Here is a 16,648-nt window from a genome sequence, read left to right as displayed (position 1 = left end):
CGCCGACATCGCTGGACAGCACGTTCGCGCCGCCGTCTCCGATGAGTTGCATGTCGAACTGACCGGTCAGTTCGACGTTCTCTATCGAGATGAGCGTGTCGAAGTCGAGCGGATCGACCTGAAAATAGAACCGGCCCTGCGCGAGATCGGCCACCGGCACGATGGAGAAGGAGTCGAAGAAATCGAGGTTGCGCGCGAAGGTGTCGTTGCCCGGGCCGCCATCGACGGTATCGACACCGCGACCGTCCGTGAGACGATCGTCGCCAGGCCCGCCCTGCACGAGATCGTTGCCCGAACCGCCGTCCAGCGTATCGTCTCCGCCGAAGCCGTTTATCGTGTCGTCTCCAGCGCCTCCGAGGATGCTGTCAGCGCCGGAAGTCCCGTCAAAGACCCGGGAGGAGATCAGCGTCACCACTTCCGCGGCCGTCAGCGTTCCGTCGGTGAAGACGAAATTCTCGACGCCCGAGACGAAATCTGTCCCTTCGGACGAGACAATCTCGAGGTCCCCGCCGCCAAGGTCGGTGCCCGAGATATCCGTGCTGGCGACCCCGAAGCCGGCGGTATCGATCCCTTCGCCGCCGAGCAGCGTGTCGTTACCGTCCCCGCCGGTGAGCATGTCGTTGCCGGCGTTCCCCTCGATGCGGTTGCCTTCGCTGTCGCCCGTCAGGCTGTCGTCGAAAACGGAGCCGCGAACGTTCTCGATATTGCTGACGGTGTAGGAAAACGCCTGACCCTCCCAGCTACCCGTCGCGGTACCACCTTCGAGATCGACGACCACCGGGGAGTCGACGCGCGAGCGGTCGAACCGTAGCGTGTCTGTCCCGGCCCCGCCGTCCACGGTGTCGTTGCCCGCCTGGAGGATGAAGCGTTCGTCCGCGTCTCCGCCCGTCACGACGTCGTCGTTCATCGTCGCCCGCACCTCGGTGACCGCGCCGGTGAGCGTCTCGGCGTTGCCGAAGCCGTCGTCGGCGATCGTACCGGTGGAAAGATCGACGTCGATGCCGTTGGTGCCGCCTCGGAAGTCGAGTCGCACCGTACCGCCCACGTTCGTGACATCGTAGCTGTCGGCGCCCTGCGCACCCCGCACGGCTAGGAACTGACCCGCGGCGACGTTCAGGGTGAAGCTGTCGCCCAGATCCGTCCCGTAGATCGCCAACCCGTCCGCGCCGAGCGCCGTGGCGACGTCGGTCAGCGTGTCGGTGCCGGCTGCGCCCTTGTCGACCGAGCCGGTGTTGGCGACCCCGTCGATCGACGCCGAAATGGCCGTGGCCACATCGAAGTAAACGAGGTCCAGAAAGCCGGTGGTCATGTCGGTCAGGATGAACTCGTCATGGCCAAGTCCGCCAACGATCACGTCGGAGCCGTCATTGTCGCCTGTCGCGATCAGGTCGTCGCCGTCGCCGCCTTCGAGAAAGTCATCGAACTGCGTGCCTGTGATCGTGAGCTGGGACGTCACGCCCGGAAGCCCGAAATCGGCGCCGGCCGAGGCGCCGGAGCCGTCGAACACGATCGCGTCACCGCTCAGAAGCGTGTTGAGCGGGCCGTCATCGTCCGCCTCGAGGGCATCCAGCGCGGCGGCAAAATCCGCAAGCGGCCAGTCGAGGCCCGTGATGTCCGCGACAGACACACCGTTCTGGGAAAAGTCGATGGAAGATATCGTCCCCGCGGTCGGCTCGCCCGTGACGGGATCGAGGGCGAATCCGGCCCCCGTGAGGGTCGTTACCGCACCAGTCGCCGCGTTCTCCAGGACAATGCTCGTCGATGAAGAACTGAGCGCTTCAACATCGAAGTTCCCATCCTGGTCGAAGAAGGCCGTGTCGAAGAAGAAGGGATCCGGCCCCTGATAGGTTATCGTGTAAGACATCTACATATCGTCCTGATCAAGAGTGCGTATGCGCGGGCTTCGGCCGAATTGACCTTCCCGGACAAAGCTATAGCCCGCTCTTGATGGCGATTTGAATAATCAGGATAGCTGACCTAACGTCACCCGCGAAAGTTGTCGCGAGATGCGTCACCAGTGTTTCCCGTGCTGCACCAATTTGCGCAAGTATTCCCCATAGGCCGACTTGCCGTAGCGCGCCGCCTGCGACTCCAGCGCGGCGGAATCGATCCATCCCTGATCAAACGCGATTTCTTCCGGACAGCCGCATTGCATGCCCTGCCGCAACTGAAGCGTGCGAACGAAATTGCCGGCGTCGAGCAATGATGCGTGTGTTCCCGTGTCCAGCCAGGCATAGCCCCGCCCGAGCCGCGCGATATCCAGCGCGCCCTCGTCGAGATAGGTCTGGAGCAGACAGGTGATTTCCAGTTCGCCCCGCTCGGACGGGGTGAGCGCCTCCGCGCGCTCGGGCGCCGTTTCGTCGAGAAAGTAAAGCCCCGTTACGGCATAATCGGAGGGCGGCACTTTCGGCTTTTCGATGATTGCGGTCGGGCGGCCGCTTTCGTCCATCGCGACAACGCCATATCGCTGAGGGTCATGAACGCGACATCCGAAGACGGTTCCGCGAGACGATTTCGCGTTCGCTTCCTGCAGAAGCTGGGTAAGCCCGTGGCCGTAGAAGATGTTGTCGCCCAGAACCATCACGCTCGGCGCACCTGCCAGAAAAGCCTTTGCCAGGATATAGGCCTGCGCGAGCCCGTCCGGCGACGGCTGCACCACGTAGTTCAGCGACAAGCCCCACTGGCTGCCGTCGCCCAGCACACGGCGGAACTGTTCCTCGTCCACTGCCGTGGTGATGATCGCGATCTCCCGGATGCCGGTCAGCATCAGCACCGACAAGGGATAGTAGATCATCGGCTTGTCGTAGACCGGCATCAGCTGTTTGGACACGCCCGTCGTGAGCGGATAGAGGCGCGTTCCGGATCCTCCGGCCAGAATGATACCCTTGCGTTCAGTCATGCTCTGCCATTCTCCAGTCTATAAACGACCTCGGGGAGCGCGGCCCGCCAGTCGGGCCGCTTGATGCCGAAGACGGCTTCCACCTCCGAGCAATCGAGGCGCGAATTCTGCGGTCGGCGCGCCGGGGTCGGAAATTGCGCGGTCGTTATCTCTTCCACTTCGACGTCGCGCTCCGTCGCGGCCAGAATTGCCCTGGCGAAGCCCGCCCAGCTCACATCTGGCGCGCCGGAGAAATGGTAGAGGCCCCCAAGTGCCGGTGTATCGACGAGCCGCGACGCCATGAGATGCGTCGCCTCTGCGATTGCCGAAGCGGGCGTCGGCCCCCCGACCTGGTCCGCAACGATCGCAAGCCGGTCCCTATCGGCCGAGAGGCGAAGAATGGTTGCGACGAAATTTCGCCCGCGGCCGGCAAAAACCCAAGAGGTCCGCAATATCGCCCATGTTCCACCGGCCGCACGGATCGCCGCCTCGCCGGCAAGCTTGCTCCGGCCATAGGCCGATACGGGGTGCGCTTCGTCCGCGGGTCGCCATGGCCGATCCCCGGTGCCCGCGAAAACGTAGTCGGTCGATATGTGCACGAACGGGATGCCCAGTTCGGCCGCCGCGCATGCCATCGCACCCGGTGCCTCGCCGTTCACGACGGTTGCGAGAGCCTCCTCCTCCTCGGCGCGATCCACAGCCGTGTATGCCGCGGCGTTGATGACCGCACCGGGACGAGCTTCCCGGATTACCTGCGCGCACGCGCCGGGCCGAGAAAGATCCGCCGCCGCCCTGTCGAGCGCGACAACGCCCGGCAGCGCCGCCAGTTCGCGGCCGACCTGTCCATCCGCCCCGAACACGAGCACGGTCATCGGCCCTGACCCAGGCGCTCGCCCACGCCTTCGCGCGACTGAAGCCCGCGCCACCAGGGCTTGTTGGCAAGGTACCACTCCACCGTCCGGACGAGCCCCTCTTCGAGGCCCAGGGCGGGTTGCCAGCCCAGCTCGTCGCGGATGCGCGTCGCGTCGATGGCGTAGCGCAGATCGTGGCCGGGACGGTCGGTCACGAAAGACACGAGATCCGAGTAGCTCCCTTTGGCGCGTGGCTGCTGCGCATCGAGGATGGCACAGATCATACGGACAAGATCGATGTTGCGCGCCTCGGCGTCGCCACCGATGTTGTAAGTCCGCCCGACTTCGCCTCTTTGCAGAACCAGAAGCAGCGCCTCGGCATGGTCTTCCACGAAGAGCCAGTCGCGGACGTTCTCGCCGGTGCCGTAAACGGGTATGGGCCGCTCGGCGATCGCGTTCAGGATCACGACGGGTATGAGCTTTTCCGGAAATTGATAGGGGCCGTAATTGTTGGAACAGTTCGTCACGAGCACCGGAAGCCCATAGGTCTCGTGCCAGGCACGCACGAGGTGATCCGACGCAGCCTTGGAGGCCGAATAGGGGCTGCGCGGCGCATAAGGCGTTGCCTCCGTGAAGCGCCCATCGGGGCCGAGAGATCCATAGACTTCGTCGGTGGAAACATGATGAAACCGGAAATCGGAGGGGCGGCCGCGGCTTTCCCAGTAAGCCCGAGCGGCTTCCAGCAGCGTGCCTGTCCCGTCCACATTCGTGCGAATGAATGCCGAAGGTCCGTCTATCGACCGGTCTACATGGCTTTCCGCGGCCAGATGCAACACCGCGTCGGGCCGATGGCGTTCGAACACGTCTCGTATCCGGGGCGCATCGCAGATATCGGCATGTTCGAAGCAGTAGCCCGGCGCGTCCGCGACGCGCCCGACATTCTCGAGACAGGCGGCGTAGGTCAGCGCATCCACGTTCACCACTTCATGACCACGCGCCACCGCAAGACGAATGACTGCAGAGCCGATGAACCCGGCGCCTCCGGTCACCAGCAGCTTCATTTCTGACCCTCGTACCGGAACGGGCTTTCAATCTCCGCGAAGGCAGGCGCCTCCAGATCCTTGTCGGACAGGATGGGTGACGCGGCCCGCGAGCCCCAGTCGATTCCCAGCTGACTGTCGTCGAAACGCACGGAAATCTCGCAGTCCGGCGCATAATAATCGGAACACTTGTAAAGCAGCTCGACCTCGTCCGACAGGGTCACGAAGCCATGCAGGAAACCCTTCGGGATCAGAAGCTGCCGCCCGTTATCGGCCGACAGTTCCACACCGACCCATTTCCCGAAGCTCGGAGAGCCCACACGGATATCAACCGCGACATCGAGAACGGCGCCGCGGCCAACTCGCACAAGCTTGTCCTGCGCATGTGGTGGCGCCTGGGCGTGCAACCCCCTGATCACGCCGATGGCGCGGCTGATTGACTGGTTGTCCTGAACAAACTCGAAGTCCAGCCCGTTCTCGCGCAGGCGCTGCTTGTTCCACACCTCGCAGAAAAAGCCCCGGGCATCCTCGAAACGCCTCGGCGTAAGGATCATCACGCCGGGCAGTGACGTTTCTTCAATCTTCAACCCGCCTCGCTCCGGACCATTGGCCACACACGTTCCAACACTTACCGCGGTCACGTCGTAGCAGGGCGCGGAAAGTCTGTCAGCACTTTGCGCAGGGGCGTCACAACAGCCGCAGCAGACAGGCCACATGGAGCGCGGCCGTCCCCAGCCGACCCTGTCGCCATACCCCCGATGCCCGCAACCCTCGCAGCCGTGCGAAAGGTGTCGGCGCTTGCCGTGCAGCCGCGTAGTGCTCGATGACCTTGCGGGCCTCCGAGGTGAGCAAAGGGCGCGCGACGGCAAGCGCTTCTGCATTGATCTCGTTCCAGCTTCGGAAGCGACCACCGAGGATCCCCGCCAATCGCAGCCACGCGGCGCTCAGGGACCGGTTCTCACCGATCAAGTTGCCGCCGTGCTGTCTGTAGTCCAGCGCCGGCGCAGGATCGTAGAGAACGGTGCCGCCCGCGCCCGACACCAGTTGATACAGCCACCAGTCATGCGCGACGACACGCTCGGTGGCGACCAGGGCGCGCTTCGCAAGCATGACCGCGGCTCGGTTCAGCAGCATCGTGTTGCCCCCGCCGATGCTTTGCACCAGAGCGTTGCGGAAGGACGGGGCGCGCGAAAACTCTCTCGACAGCCCGAGCGGTCGCAAGGCGACGTCGCAGACGCGCGTGCGCGCGGCATAGAGGCAAGGGACGTCGGCAGGCACGTCCGCGAGGCGGGTCACGGCGCGCTGCAATTTGTCCGGGTACCACACGTCGTCTTGATCGGAGAGCGCGACGAACTCGTGCTCGGAGCTGACTTGCCTGAGCAGATGCAGAAAGTTTCCGCTGAAAGAAGTGCCCGGCCCGCGAAGAACCCGGACGTCGTGATCTGGAGTCCGTTCCGCGAAGCGATGAAGGATCGCAAGGCTGGAGTCGGTCGAGCCGTCATCGGAAACGAGCAGGGACCAGTCGGAAAAACCCTGGTTCAGATAGCTGTCGAGCTGTTCTTCCAGATACGCTTCGCCGTCGTAAAGCGCCAACAGGATGCACAGCCGGGCCGGGCTTCTGGCCGTTTCGATCAACATGGGCTCCGAAAGGTCGACCGCGACGGCACGAAGGTATTATGATCGCTTCGTTGCATACAAGCGCGGGGTGCAGCCCGCGATTTGCGAAGATCGGCGGATCTCATATGCCCGGGCCGAATGCCTTGACCGCCTTTGGAGTAGCTGTTCCGGCCCTCGACAAGACTGACACCGCACGGGGGCGCCGCGTCGGCCTGTCTGGCATCAGACCGCGCCCTCCTTGGCCAGCGCGTCGAAGGCGCGCAGGCGGGCGATGATGGGGGCGAGGTCGTCCACCGCGATCATGTTCGGCCCGTCCGAGGGCGCGTTGTCGGGGTCCTGGTGCGTCTCGAGGAACACCGCCGAGACGCCCACGGCACAGGCGGCGCGGGCGAGCACCGGCGCGAACTCGCGCTGGCCACCGCTCGTGGCGCCCTGCCCGCCGGGCTGCTGCACCGAATGGGTGGCGTCGAAGACCACCGGGTAGCCCGTCCGCGCCATGATCGGCAGCGCGCGGAAATCGGTGACAAGCGTGTTGTAGCCGAAGCTCGTGCCGCGCTCGCAGAGCAGGATGCGCTCGTTACCAGTGGAGGCGATCTTGGCCGCGACGTTGGCCATGTCCCAGGGCGCGAGGAACTGGCCCTTCTTCACGTTGATCGCGCGTCCCGTCTCTCCGGCGGCCAGCAGGAGGTCGGTCTGGCGGCAGAGGAAGGCCGGGATCTGGAGCACATCGCAGACCTCGGCGGCGGGCGCGCAATGCCCGGGCTCATGCACGTCGGTCAGGATCGGAACGCCGAATTCCTCGCGGATACGGCCGAGGATCTCGAGCCCCGCCTCCATGCCGAGGCCGCGCGCCGTGCCGAGGGACGACCGGTTCGCCTTGTCGTAGCTCGCCTTGAAGACGAAGCGCGTCCCGGTGGGCGCGCAGGCCTCTGCGATGCGCTCGGCCATCATCCGGGCATGGTCGAGGCTTTCGAGCTGGCAGGGCCCGGTGATGAGCGCGACGGGCCGGTCGCCCCCGATCTCGATGTCGCCTGCGGTGACGATGCGGGTCATGCCATCTCTCTCAGCGCCGCCTCGATCCGGGGGATATCGGCGGGATTGTTGAGTTCCCAGAAGACGCGGCCATGCGCCTCGCCCTCCACGCAGCGGATTTTCTGCCCATGCTCTAGAAAGCGCAACTGCTCCAGCCCCTCCAGCCCTTCGAGCCGCCCCACGGGCCAGGCGCGATAGGCCGAAAGCGCCGCCGGCCGGTAAGCGTAGACGCCGACGTGATGCCAGACCGGCGGCGCGCCCGCGATCTTCGCCGAATCGAGCCAGGGGATCACTTCCTTCGAGAAGTAAAGCGCGTCGCCGTGCACGTCGAAGACGGCCGTCGTGCCGCCCACCCGGCCCTGGCGGCGATCCTCGGTGAAGTGCGCGTAGGTGGTCGCGTCGCAGCGCAGCACGGGCGTGGCCACCTGCACCCCGGGCGCGGCGCGCATCTCGGCCACGAGCGCCTCGACGAACCAGGGCGGCGTCAGCGGCGCGTCGCCCTGCAGGTTCACGACGATCTCCGCGCCGATGCGCTCGGCCGCTTCGGCGCAGCGCTCGGTGCCGTTGCGGCAATCGGGCGATGTCATCACCACGGAGGCGCCGAAACCCAGGGCCGCGTCGCGGATGCGCGCGTCGTCGGTGAGCACATGAACCGCGTCGATGCCGGGCACGGCCTGCGCGGCCTCCCAGGACAGGCGGATGAGGCTTTTGCGGGTGCCGTCGGGCAGCGCGATCTCGGCCAGCGGCTTGCCGGGATAGCGCGTGGAGGCGTAGCGCGCGGGGATCAGGATCGCCACGCTCATGCCACGCCCGCGCGCAGAAGATCGTGGATGTGCAGCACGCCCAGCGGATGCCGCGCCGCGTCCGCCACGAGAAGAACGGTGATCTTGCGCGCGTTCATCAGCGCCAGCGCCTCTGCGGCCAGCATGTCGGGCGCGACCGTCACCGGGTCCGGCGTGGCGACCTCTCCGGCGGTCCGCGACATCAGCCCGTCCATGCTGCGACGCAGGTCGCCGTCGGTGATGACGCCGCTCACGCGGCGGTCGGTGTCGAGCACGGCGGCGATCCCGAACCCGCCCGAGGTCATGGCCAGCAGCGTCTCGGACATGGGCGCATCGGGCGCGACGGCCGGCACGGCCGCGGCGCCGTGCATCAGCTGGTCGACACGCGCGAGCTGCGCGCCGAGCTTGCCGCCCGGGTGGAACATGCGGAAATCCTCGGCCCGGAAGCCGCGCGCCTCCATCAGCGCCACGGCGAGCGCGTCGCCCAGCGCCATGGCCATGGTGGTGGAGGTGGTGGGCGCCATGCCGATGGCGCAGGCCTCCGGCGCGTCCGGCAGCAGGAGCGCATGGTCGGCGGCGCCCATGAGCGTGCTGTCGGCACGCGAGGAAATGGCGACGAGCGGGATCGAAAACCGCCGCACATAGGCGAGTGTATCGCGCAGTTCCGCCGTCTCGCCGGAATTGGACAGCAGCAGGCAGACGTCGCCCTGCGCGATCATGCCTAGATCGCCGTGGCTCGCCTCGGACGGGTGGACGAAGAGCGCCGGCGTCCCGGTGGAGGCGAGCGTGGCAGCGATCTTGTGGCCCACATGCCCTGACTTGCCGATGCCCGACACGATCACGCGGCCCTGCGCGGCGAGGATCGCCGCCACCGCGGCGTCGAACGCCTCCGGCAACTCCGCCGCAAGCCGCGCGAGCGCGTCGGCCTCCACCGATATGACGCGGCGCGCGGTGGCGCTGGCGGCGGTCGAGGAGGGCGGGGGGCTCATTGGGCGATGGTCTCCGGCACGGCGGCAGTTCGGAGCTATGCCGAGCCGCGCTCCGCCGCAAGCCCTGCGCTTCAGGCCGGCTGGGACATGTTGGCCTGATGCCGCCGAATCGCCGCGGAGATATCGTCGAACCACACCAGCCCGCCCGCTTCCAGCACCGCGCCGGCAGTACACAGGCCCTGGATCATGCTCATCGAATGACTGACCACGATAGCCCCCGACGTCTTCAGGCGCTCTCGCAGGACGGCATCGCTCTTGTTCCGGAACCCCGCGTCGCCTACCGCTGTCACCTCGTCAATGAGATAGGTGTCGAACCGAATGCCCATCGACAGAGCGAAGGCGAGACGCGCTTTCATCCCGGCCGAGTAGTGGCGCACAGGCTTCTGGAACTGGCGTCCGAGTTCCGAGAAGTCGAGCGCGAAGTCTATGAGGTCCTGCGTCTCGACACCGTAGATCCGCGCAACGAAGCGTGTGTTCTGCTCACCCGTCAGATCGGGATGAAAACTGCCCTGGAAGCCGACCGGCCACGAGACGCTGCCGTCTATCACGATCCGCCCGCTGTCGGGAGACGTCGATCCGCCGATCATTCGCAGCAACGTGGACTTGCCCGCACCGTTGCGTCCCAGAAGTGCAACGCACGCGCCTGCCGGAAACACCGCATCCACCTTTTCGCAGATGATCCTGCGGTCGCGGCCGGCGCCGAAGGTCTTCGAGACGCGCTCCAGGCGAACCATTGTGTCAGCGACGGTCGCGGAGGCTGTAGGCGATCAGAACCGCCATGCACCATGCCCCGAAAAGCCCGAGAGCGATGACCGCTAGGAGGGTCGCGCGGCGTGGATACTCGGCCGATTCAGCGAGCGTGGGCCGCACATACGCTGCAAGATAGCGACTTTTGCGGCGAGCTTCGGCGACGGCCGCGTCGTAGGCCGAGAGCGCGGACAGGTAGGACTGCTCCGCGAACTCCCGGTCGACCTGAAGGGATTCGAACTGGCCTATGAGATCCGCATACGCCGTGCTGCCTTCGCCCGATCCGACAACTCCCAGCTTGCGACGCTCATCGGCGATGCGGTTCTGAATCACCTCGATCCGGCGGCGCGACTGGGCGAGACGCGGGTCGCCGTCTTGAGCTGAGGACGATATGATATCCATTTCGATAAGCGCTGCCGCGAGTTGCGCCTGCAGGCTGCTCAAGAGACCCATCTGCCCCTGGATATCGGCCTGCGGATCCACGATCTGCTGTTCGTTCCTGAACCGCGTCACAGCGAGCCGCGCGTCCTTGAGCCGCTGAGCCGCCTGATCGAGTTCGTCGCGCGCGTAGCGGGTAAGATCGCTCGCCGCCACGGCCGAGAGTTCGTTGATCATGTCGCTGGAGAGCTCGAAGATCTTTTCCGCAATGGCCTGGGCATCCTCGGGTGCGAAGGCGCGCGTCTCCACCTCTATGAGCCCCGTTCCAGGATCGTAGAAGACGCGGACCATGCGGCGCCAGTAGTCGACCTTGTCCTCTATGGTCGCGTTTTCCTTGAGCGTGAAAACCGGATCACCCTCGGGCTTCTGATAAATCCTTTCGAGATCGAGGGCAGCGTCGACCTTGGCCACGAGTTCCTGGCTTTGGATGAACTCGTAGAGGATATCGGTATCAGTCGAACTGGACCCCGACAGCTCGGTCAAACCGCCGAGGATCTCCAGCCCCGATCCGCCCTCCTCTCGCCTGACGGTGAATCCCACGCGCGAGGCGTATTGATCGACCGCCTCTCCGTACAGATACACGCTGGCCACCGCGGTAGGCGTCGCGACGACGAGCAGGAAGCTGAGAATGACAAGCCAATGCCGCAGTTGCATACGGGCCGGGCGCGCGACCGGCGCGATCTCCACGACCCGGACTTCCGGCCCCGGACTTCCGGCTTGCTGCATCTTCTGGCGACGGCGCCGCTGCTGGGGCGTCAAACCGCCCCCAGGGCCCGATTTCGGAGATTCTGATGCCACGATGCCCCGGTAATTCCTTGCCCCGACCGGCTATGGAGAGCATATCTACATCCGTCCGCGCTTTCCAGTCACTTCGTTGGACGACATGACCCACCGAGCGACGTCAGCGAGCCTCCCGGAACGCAAGTTTCGCTTTTTCCGCTCTGTAGCGGCGCTTATCCTTCGCGAGATGGAGTCGTCCTACGGACGATCGCCCGGAGGCTACCTCTGGGCGCTCATAGAGCCGGTCGCGGCGATCGCCCTCATGAGCGTTGTTTTCGAACTGATTTTTCGCGCTCCAAGCCTTGGAAGCAACTTTCCATTGTTTTTCGCGACGGGCTTCATGCCGTTCTTGCTTTACATGACGGTCAGCCAGACGACGTCGACCGCGATACGATACTCGCGGCCGCTGCTCGAATATCCCGCTGTCACCTTCCTCGACGCGCTCGTGGCCCGGGTGGCGCTCAACACGCTCACCAACCTGGTGGTCTCGGCACTTGTCCTGTGGGGCATCGTCTTGATCTACCGACTCAACCCGATCCTCGACTGGAGCGCGATCTTTTTGTCGATGGCCATGGGCGTTTCGCTCGCTTTCGGCGTCGGCACAATGAACTGCTACCTGATTTCACAATTCCAGATCTGGGAACGTGTCTGGGCAGTGCTCAACCGCCCTCTCTTTCTGGTCTCCGCCGTCCTTTTCATCCCGGAGGACGTACCGACCCAGTACCGGGATATCCTGATGCTCAATCCGGTCGCGAGCGTTGTCACCGAGATGCGCAAGGGCTTCTACGCGACCTACGAGGCGGTCCATGTCCGACCGCTTTACGTGTTTTCCGTCGCAGGGGTTCTGGCGACGCTCGGCCTTTTCCTGCTCATTAGGAACCACAAGCAGATCATGGAGCGATAGCCCCGGCAGCCAGATTGCGCCGGGACATCCAGCTTGCTACTGACTTGTCGCCAAGGTGCAGGATCCGGGTAATGATGAAGACTTTCTTGAGACGTGCACGCCTTGGGGTCCGGCTTCTTTTTCTTACCCCGGCGGAACGCGCCTATGTCCGCAAGATCCGTCGCAGCCAGCTCTTCGACAGGCACTTCTACCTGACCACGAACCCGCACATGCATCCGCTGACCCGGATGTTCCCGGAGCGGCACTATGTCCAGTTCGGAGAAGTGGCGGGCCTGCGGCCCAACCCGGAGTTCGCGCCGCTTGCGTATCTCAGACATAACGCGGACCTGACGGGGAGCGTCACCCGACCTTTCCTCCATTACATAGACCATGGCCGTCACGAACAGCGGATCACGAAAGATCTGCCCCTGGTCGAGGAATTCGATCTGACGCCCGTGCCAGTGCTGCGACCCGTGGATTTCCCGGCAAAACCCGCGAGGTTCGCGGTGCTGGTCCACGTCTACTATCATGACCTATGGGACGAGATCGCGAGGTATCTCGAGCGGCAGACCATTCCGTTCGACCTTTTCGTGACAGTGGTCCGCTTCAAGCGGAAGAGCGACGTGGAATCCCGGATCAAGCAGGCGTTCCCGGACGCCGTCCTCCTCGGCGTTCCGAACCACGGTCGCGACATCTTTCCATTCGTCCATCTCGTGAACGCTGGCGCGTTCGCGCCTTACGAGGCCGTCTGCAAGATCCATACCAAGAAGTCGCCCCATCGACAGGATGGCGATGTCTGGCGCAATCACCTGATCAAGGGAGTTCTTGACGACCCCGAGATCACGCGACGCAGGCTGGAGGCGTTCCTCGCCGATCCGGAAGCCGCTTTCTGGGTCGCCGATGGGCAGATCTACGACGGAACCCGGTGGTGGGGATCCAACACCGGCAAGACCGCGCATCTTCTCCAGAGGGTGGAGATCCAAATGGATGCCGGCACGCTGCGATTTCCGGCGGGCTCCATGTATTGGGTCAAGCCCCTGATGCTCGACATGATCCGGGGAATGCGACTCACATACGGTGATTTCGAGGAGGAATCCTCGCAGGTCGATGGCACGACCGCGCACGCCATGGAGCGCGCGCTGGGTTACCTTGCCCACGCCGCAGGGCAGCAGCCGAGGCAGGCAAGCGAACTTGACAAGCCGCGGGACGTGACACGGCGGGCAACCAGGCCGTCCTTCGTGTCGGCTTTCTACCTGCCGCAGTTCCATCCGGTGCCCGAGAACGATCTGTGGTGGGGAAAAGGCTTCACGGAGTGGCGCAGCGTGGTGGATGCGCGGCCGGTCTTCGTCGGGCACGGCCAGCCCGCGTTGCCGGCCGACCTCGGCTTCTACGACCTCCGTGTCCCGGAAACCCTGGCGGCGCAGGCTGCGATGGCGCGTGAATGCGGGATCGATGCATTCTGCGTCTATCACTACTGGTTTGATGGAAAGCGCATGCTGGAGCGCCCCATGGAGACGCTCCTGGAAAGGAACGACATCGAATTTCCTTTCTATCTCTGCTGGGCAAACGAGTCGTGGCGGCGGAACTGGGACGGGCTGTCTGGCGAGATTCTCCTGGACCAAAGCTACCGACCCGGCTTCGCCGCGGCGTTGGCCAAGGATCTCGTGCGCTTCTTTGCCGACCCCCGGTATGCGCGACCGGACGGCCGCAGACCCCGCTTAGTCATCTATCGCCCCGAAGACATGCCCGAGCCGGCCGCGAACGTTGCCGAGATGCGGCGGATCTGGACCGAGGCGGGGATCGGCGACGTCGAACTCGGAGCCGTACGCTTCCATGTAAAGCGCCGGCATCCGGTACCGGAATCCGTCTTCGATTTCTGGGTGGAAATGCCTCCGCACGGTCTGGTGGAGGCGGACGACTACTTGTTCGGGGGTCCCGGGGGAAACCGGCTCAATTTCACGCCCGAACCAGGGTTCGAAGGTCTGATCTACGACTACCGAGCCGTTGCAAGGCGCGCCGCAACCCGCGGGCACGCGAAAAGGTTGCCGCAAAACACGATCGCCGGCGTGATGCCGGGTTGGGACAACACGGCACGACGCGGACTATCCGCGCACATCGCGTACGGGGCCAACCCTGCCGCGTTCGCGTACTGGCTTCGGCAGCTTTCGATCGACCGCCTCGACCGGTCCTATCGCGGTGAGCTTTTCCTGAATGCCTGGAACGAGTGGGCCGAAAAGGCGATGCTCGAGCCCTCGCGCCAGTGGGGGGATGCATATCTGAAGGTTCTGGCGGCGCATTGCACCGAAAAGGCGCGCCGTCCGAGTGCCGCCGCATGATCCCGACCATGACCCTCGACCAAACGAGCTAAGAGCGGATTTCGAACGCATGTCGAGGCTCTTCATCCACGTGGGCACGCACAAGACGGCAACGACCCACGTTCAGGACACTTTCTATCAGAACCGGCGGGTGTTGCGCCGGCATGGAATCGTGTTTCCACGCATAGGACGCACGCGTGGACAGCACGGGCTTGCCTCGGCTTGGATACGCCTGCCTGCGCCCTATGGAATAAAGGATGCGCGCGGTGCCTGGCGCAGGCTGGCGAAAGCCTACGGACCGACGGACACCACGGTATTCGTCTCGAGCGAAGAGCTGTCCCGCCTGAGGCCCGCGAAGGTGGACATGGCTGAACTGCGCGCATTGACCGACGGTTTCGACGAGGTTCGGCTTATCTGCACCTTGCGAAGCCAAGCGAGCTTCCTTCAGTCCGTGTACCAGCAGATCTCGATCGAGCGGAATCCGGGCCCATGGCCGCGCTTCTTCGAGAATGCCCTCGAAGCCACGATCGTAGACGGCCTTGCACTCGACTATAACGTTCTGCATCGGCAATTTCGTCGCGGCTTCGATGCTCGGGAAATCCGGTTCCTGTCCTACGACAAGGCCGTCCAGGACGCGGGGGGGATCGTAGGCGCGGTGTTGCGCGAACTCGACGCACCATTCGGTGCCGAGGCCCTGGCGCCTTTCGGCGCCGGCCGCTCGAACGTCTCGCCCTCCCCGCTTGCAACCTTCGCGGCCAATGCGGTCGCGGCGCCCCGCGTCGCGGGTCAAGGTCTCGTGCGCGCGATGACGGAAAGTATCGACGCGGTCTTCGGGAAGGAACGTCGCACGACCGTTTTTTCGCGCGAGGAACTCGAACGCTGCACCGAGCGCTTCAGGCCCCTGAATGACACATTGCAGGACAGCATCGCCTCCGAGCAGCCGGAGTTCCGCATGGCGTCGGAACTGGACCGCGGCGCGCAGATCTTTCGCGGGCAGCTTCGAGAGGATTTCTGGATCGAGGCGTGCCGCAGGCTGCGGGCCGACGTGCCCGTCCAGACGCTCTGATGGCACGGGTCCTTCTTCATATCGGCGCACACAAGACAGGCACGAGTTTCCTGCAGCGCACGCTTGAGGCCAATCGCCGGAAATTGGCGGAAGCGGAAATCCATTATCCCGACCTCGGTCCGAACGCGGGTCACCACATTCTCGTGGCGCCCTGGATCGACGTTCCGGAAATCCCGGCTCATTACTTCGGCAAGGGCGGGCCCAACGGACTCTGGGACCGCGTCGTGCAGACCGGTGCAGAGCGGAACGGCACTCTCATTCTGAGCGCAGAGCCATTCTCGCGCGGCGCCCCGCAGCGCGTGAACATGGCGGATCTCGCCAAGCGGCTCTCCACGTTCGAAGATGTCCGCGTGCTCTACGTTGCGCGGCGGCAGCCTGAGTTCCTTCAATCGCTCTGGCTTCAGGTGGCGAAGACCGCCGCGCGGCCACCGGCGTTCGACAATTTCGTCGCCAATGCGCTCGCGTCCGGCATGGCTTCGGGAGTCTGGCTCGATCACGCGGCGGTGCTGGATCACGTCTTGCAAGGTTTCCGGCCCGCACAAGTCACCGTTTGGGATTACGACACGGTCCGCGAGGCTCCGGGCGGCCTTCTTCGCGCCTTTCTGGCTCTCGCCGACGCTCCGGAACTTGCAGCTGAACTGGAGCCGGTCGAGGTGCGCCAGGCCAACGTGTCACCCGATCCGCTCGGGTTCTACGCTGCGGCACGGATCACTCGGCCGATGCGCCCTGCGCCGGATCTGGTGGCTTCGGCCACTCATGCGTTGAAGGCACGCGACCATCGCCGGAACACCATCTTGACGCGGAAGCAGTACGAAAGCGTGCTGGACGTTTTCGCTCCGTCCAATGCACGGCTCACACGAATGGTGCGCGAATTCCAACCGGAGTTCCGGTTCGCGCCCGAGGACGTGCGTCCGGCGTTGCGGTACCGAGAGGAGCTTGCGAACCCCGACTGGGTGCGGCTCGCGCGGGCAGTCGCCAAGATCGGGCAGTGACGTTCGCGAGCCGAAGCTGCCCGCAAGAGCGATGACCTCCGTCTCGCGGATCGACGAACGCGGCAGATGGCGCCGACGCACACGAGTCCAAAAGACAACGTCGCGCAGGTTGGTCGGATCGAAATTCGGTCAGGACGGCACGCGAGCGTCGCGCATGCCGCAGACACGGAGGCCCGCGCGTGACGTGGTTCCCACGCCACCACCCCCGCGCGCGTCCGGCGGCTCATCGGCTCGACGG

Annotated in this window: 15 protein-coding genes; 4 read left to right on the top strand and 11 right to left on the bottom strand. The window is 64.8% G+C overall.

Annotated elements, in window-relative coordinates; translation table 11 throughout:
• From AB6A65_RS16005 to AB6A65_RS15955, 11 genes are all read right to left on the bottom strand, one after another.
• Positions 1-1,864, bottom strand: a 1,864-nt coding sequence (locus AB6A65_RS16005) for a calcium-binding protein (RefSeq protein ID WP_371039404.1), incomplete at its 3' end; no start/stop codon positions are given.
• A gap of 147 nt (positions 1,865-2,011) precedes the next feature.
• Positions 2,012-2,899, bottom strand: a complete 888-nt coding sequence (gene rfbA, locus AB6A65_RS16000; RefSeq protein WP_371039403.1) for a glucose-1-phosphate thymidylyltransferase RfbA — start codon at positions 2,897-2,899, stop codon at positions 2,012-2,014.
• A complete protein-coding gene (rfbD, locus tag AB6A65_RS15995) occupies positions 2,896-3,750 on the bottom strand; it encodes a dTDP-4-dehydrorhamnose reductase (protein ID WP_371039402.1) in 855 nt (284 codons plus the stop codon). The genes rfbA and rfbD overlap by 4 nt, the downstream gene beginning before the upstream one ends.
• Positions 3,747-4,790 carry a dTDP-glucose 4,6-dehydratase gene (gene rfbB, locus AB6A65_RS15990; protein WP_371039401.1) on the bottom strand — a complete coding sequence of 348 codons (1,044 nt, stop codon included), beginning with the start codon at positions 4,788-4,790 and terminating at the stop codon, positions 3,747-3,749. The genes rfbD and rfbB overlap by 4 nt, the downstream gene beginning before the upstream one ends.
• The gene (gene rfbC / locus AB6A65_RS15985; protein ID WP_371039400.1) at positions 4,787-5,356 is read right to left on the bottom strand and encodes a dTDP-4-dehydrorhamnose 3,5-epimerase; all 570 of its coding nucleotides are present in this window, start codon (positions 5,354-5,356) and stop codon (positions 4,787-4,789) included. Before rfbC ends, rfbB begins: the two co-directional genes overlap by 4 nt.
• A gap of 100 nt (positions 5,357-5,456) precedes the next feature.
• Complete coding sequence (locus tag AB6A65_RS15980) at positions 5,457-6,407, bottom strand: glycosyltransferase family 2 protein (RefSeq protein ID WP_371039399.1); 951 nt, start codon at positions 6,405-6,407, stop codon at positions 5,457-5,459.
• A gap of 201 nt (positions 6,408-6,608) precedes the next feature.
• Positions 6,609-7,439: a 3-deoxy-8-phosphooctulonate synthase gene (kdsA, locus tag AB6A65_RS15975; RefSeq protein ID WP_371039398.1), complete on the bottom strand. Its 831-nt coding sequence runs from the start codon at positions 7,437-7,439 to the stop codon at positions 6,609-6,611.
• Positions 7,436-8,221, bottom strand: a complete 786-nt coding sequence (locus tag AB6A65_RS15970; RefSeq protein ID WP_371039397.1) for a 3-deoxy-manno-octulosonate cytidylyltransferase — start codon at positions 8,219-8,221, stop codon at positions 7,436-7,438. The genes kdsA and AB6A65_RS15970 overlap by 4 nt, the downstream gene beginning before the upstream one ends.
• The gene (locus tag AB6A65_RS15965; protein WP_371039396.1) at positions 8,218-9,189 is read right to left on the bottom strand and encodes an SIS domain-containing protein; all 972 of its coding nucleotides are present in this window, start codon (positions 9,187-9,189) and stop codon (positions 8,218-8,220) included. The genes AB6A65_RS15970 and AB6A65_RS15965 overlap by 4 nt, the downstream gene beginning before the upstream one ends.
• 71 nt (positions 9,190-9,260) lie before the next feature.
• Positions 9,261-9,923: an ABC transporter ATP-binding protein gene (locus tag AB6A65_RS15960; RefSeq protein WP_371039395.1), complete on the bottom strand. Its 663-nt coding sequence runs from the start codon at positions 9,921-9,923 to the stop codon at positions 9,261-9,263.
• A gap of 4 nt (positions 9,924-9,927) precedes the next feature.
• Positions 9,928-11,061 (bottom strand): sugar transporter, encoded by a 1,134-nt coding sequence (locus AB6A65_RS15955; protein WP_371039394.1) that lies wholly within the window; start codon positions 11,059-11,061, stop codon positions 9,928-9,930.
• 196 nt (positions 11,062-11,257) lie between these two features.
• On the opposite strand from AB6A65_RS15955, the gene AB6A65_RS15950 reads away from it, so the two are divergent.
• The 4 genes from AB6A65_RS15950 to AB6A65_RS15935 all read left to right on the top strand — a co-directional run bounded on the left by AB6A65_RS15950 (position 11,258) and on the right by AB6A65_RS15935 (position 16,410).
• Positions 11,258-12,058 carry an ABC transporter permease gene (locus AB6A65_RS15950; protein ID WP_371039405.1) on the top strand — a complete coding sequence of 267 codons (801 nt, stop codon included), beginning with the start codon at positions 11,258-11,260 and terminating at the stop codon, positions 12,056-12,058.
• Positions 12,059-12,129: 71 nt separating this feature from the next.
• Positions 12,130-14,373, top strand: coding sequence for a glycoside hydrolase family 99-like domain-containing protein (locus AB6A65_RS15945; protein ID WP_371039393.1), 2,244 nt, complete (start codon positions 12,130-12,132; stop codon positions 14,371-14,373).
• Between the two features lie 49 nt (positions 14,374-14,422).
• On the top strand, positions 14,423-15,418 hold the full coding sequence (locus tag AB6A65_RS15940) for a hypothetical protein (protein WP_371039392.1): 996 nt from the start codon (positions 14,423-14,425) through the stop codon (positions 15,416-15,418).
• Positions 15,418-16,410, top strand: coding sequence for a hypothetical protein (locus AB6A65_RS15935; RefSeq protein WP_371039391.1), 993 nt, complete (start codon positions 15,418-15,420; stop codon positions 16,408-16,410). Before AB6A65_RS15940 ends, AB6A65_RS15935 begins: the two co-directional genes overlap by 1 nt.
• Positions 16,411-16,648 lie beyond the last annotated feature (238 nt).

The organism is Rhodosalinus sp. FB01, assembly GCF_041365715.1.
Lineage (GTDB): Bacteria > Pseudomonadota > Alphaproteobacteria > Rhodobacterales > Rhodobacteraceae > Rhodosalinus.
Note: the sequence above shows the minus strand (reverse complement) of the source record. Positions and strands in the feature narration are given on the sequence as shown.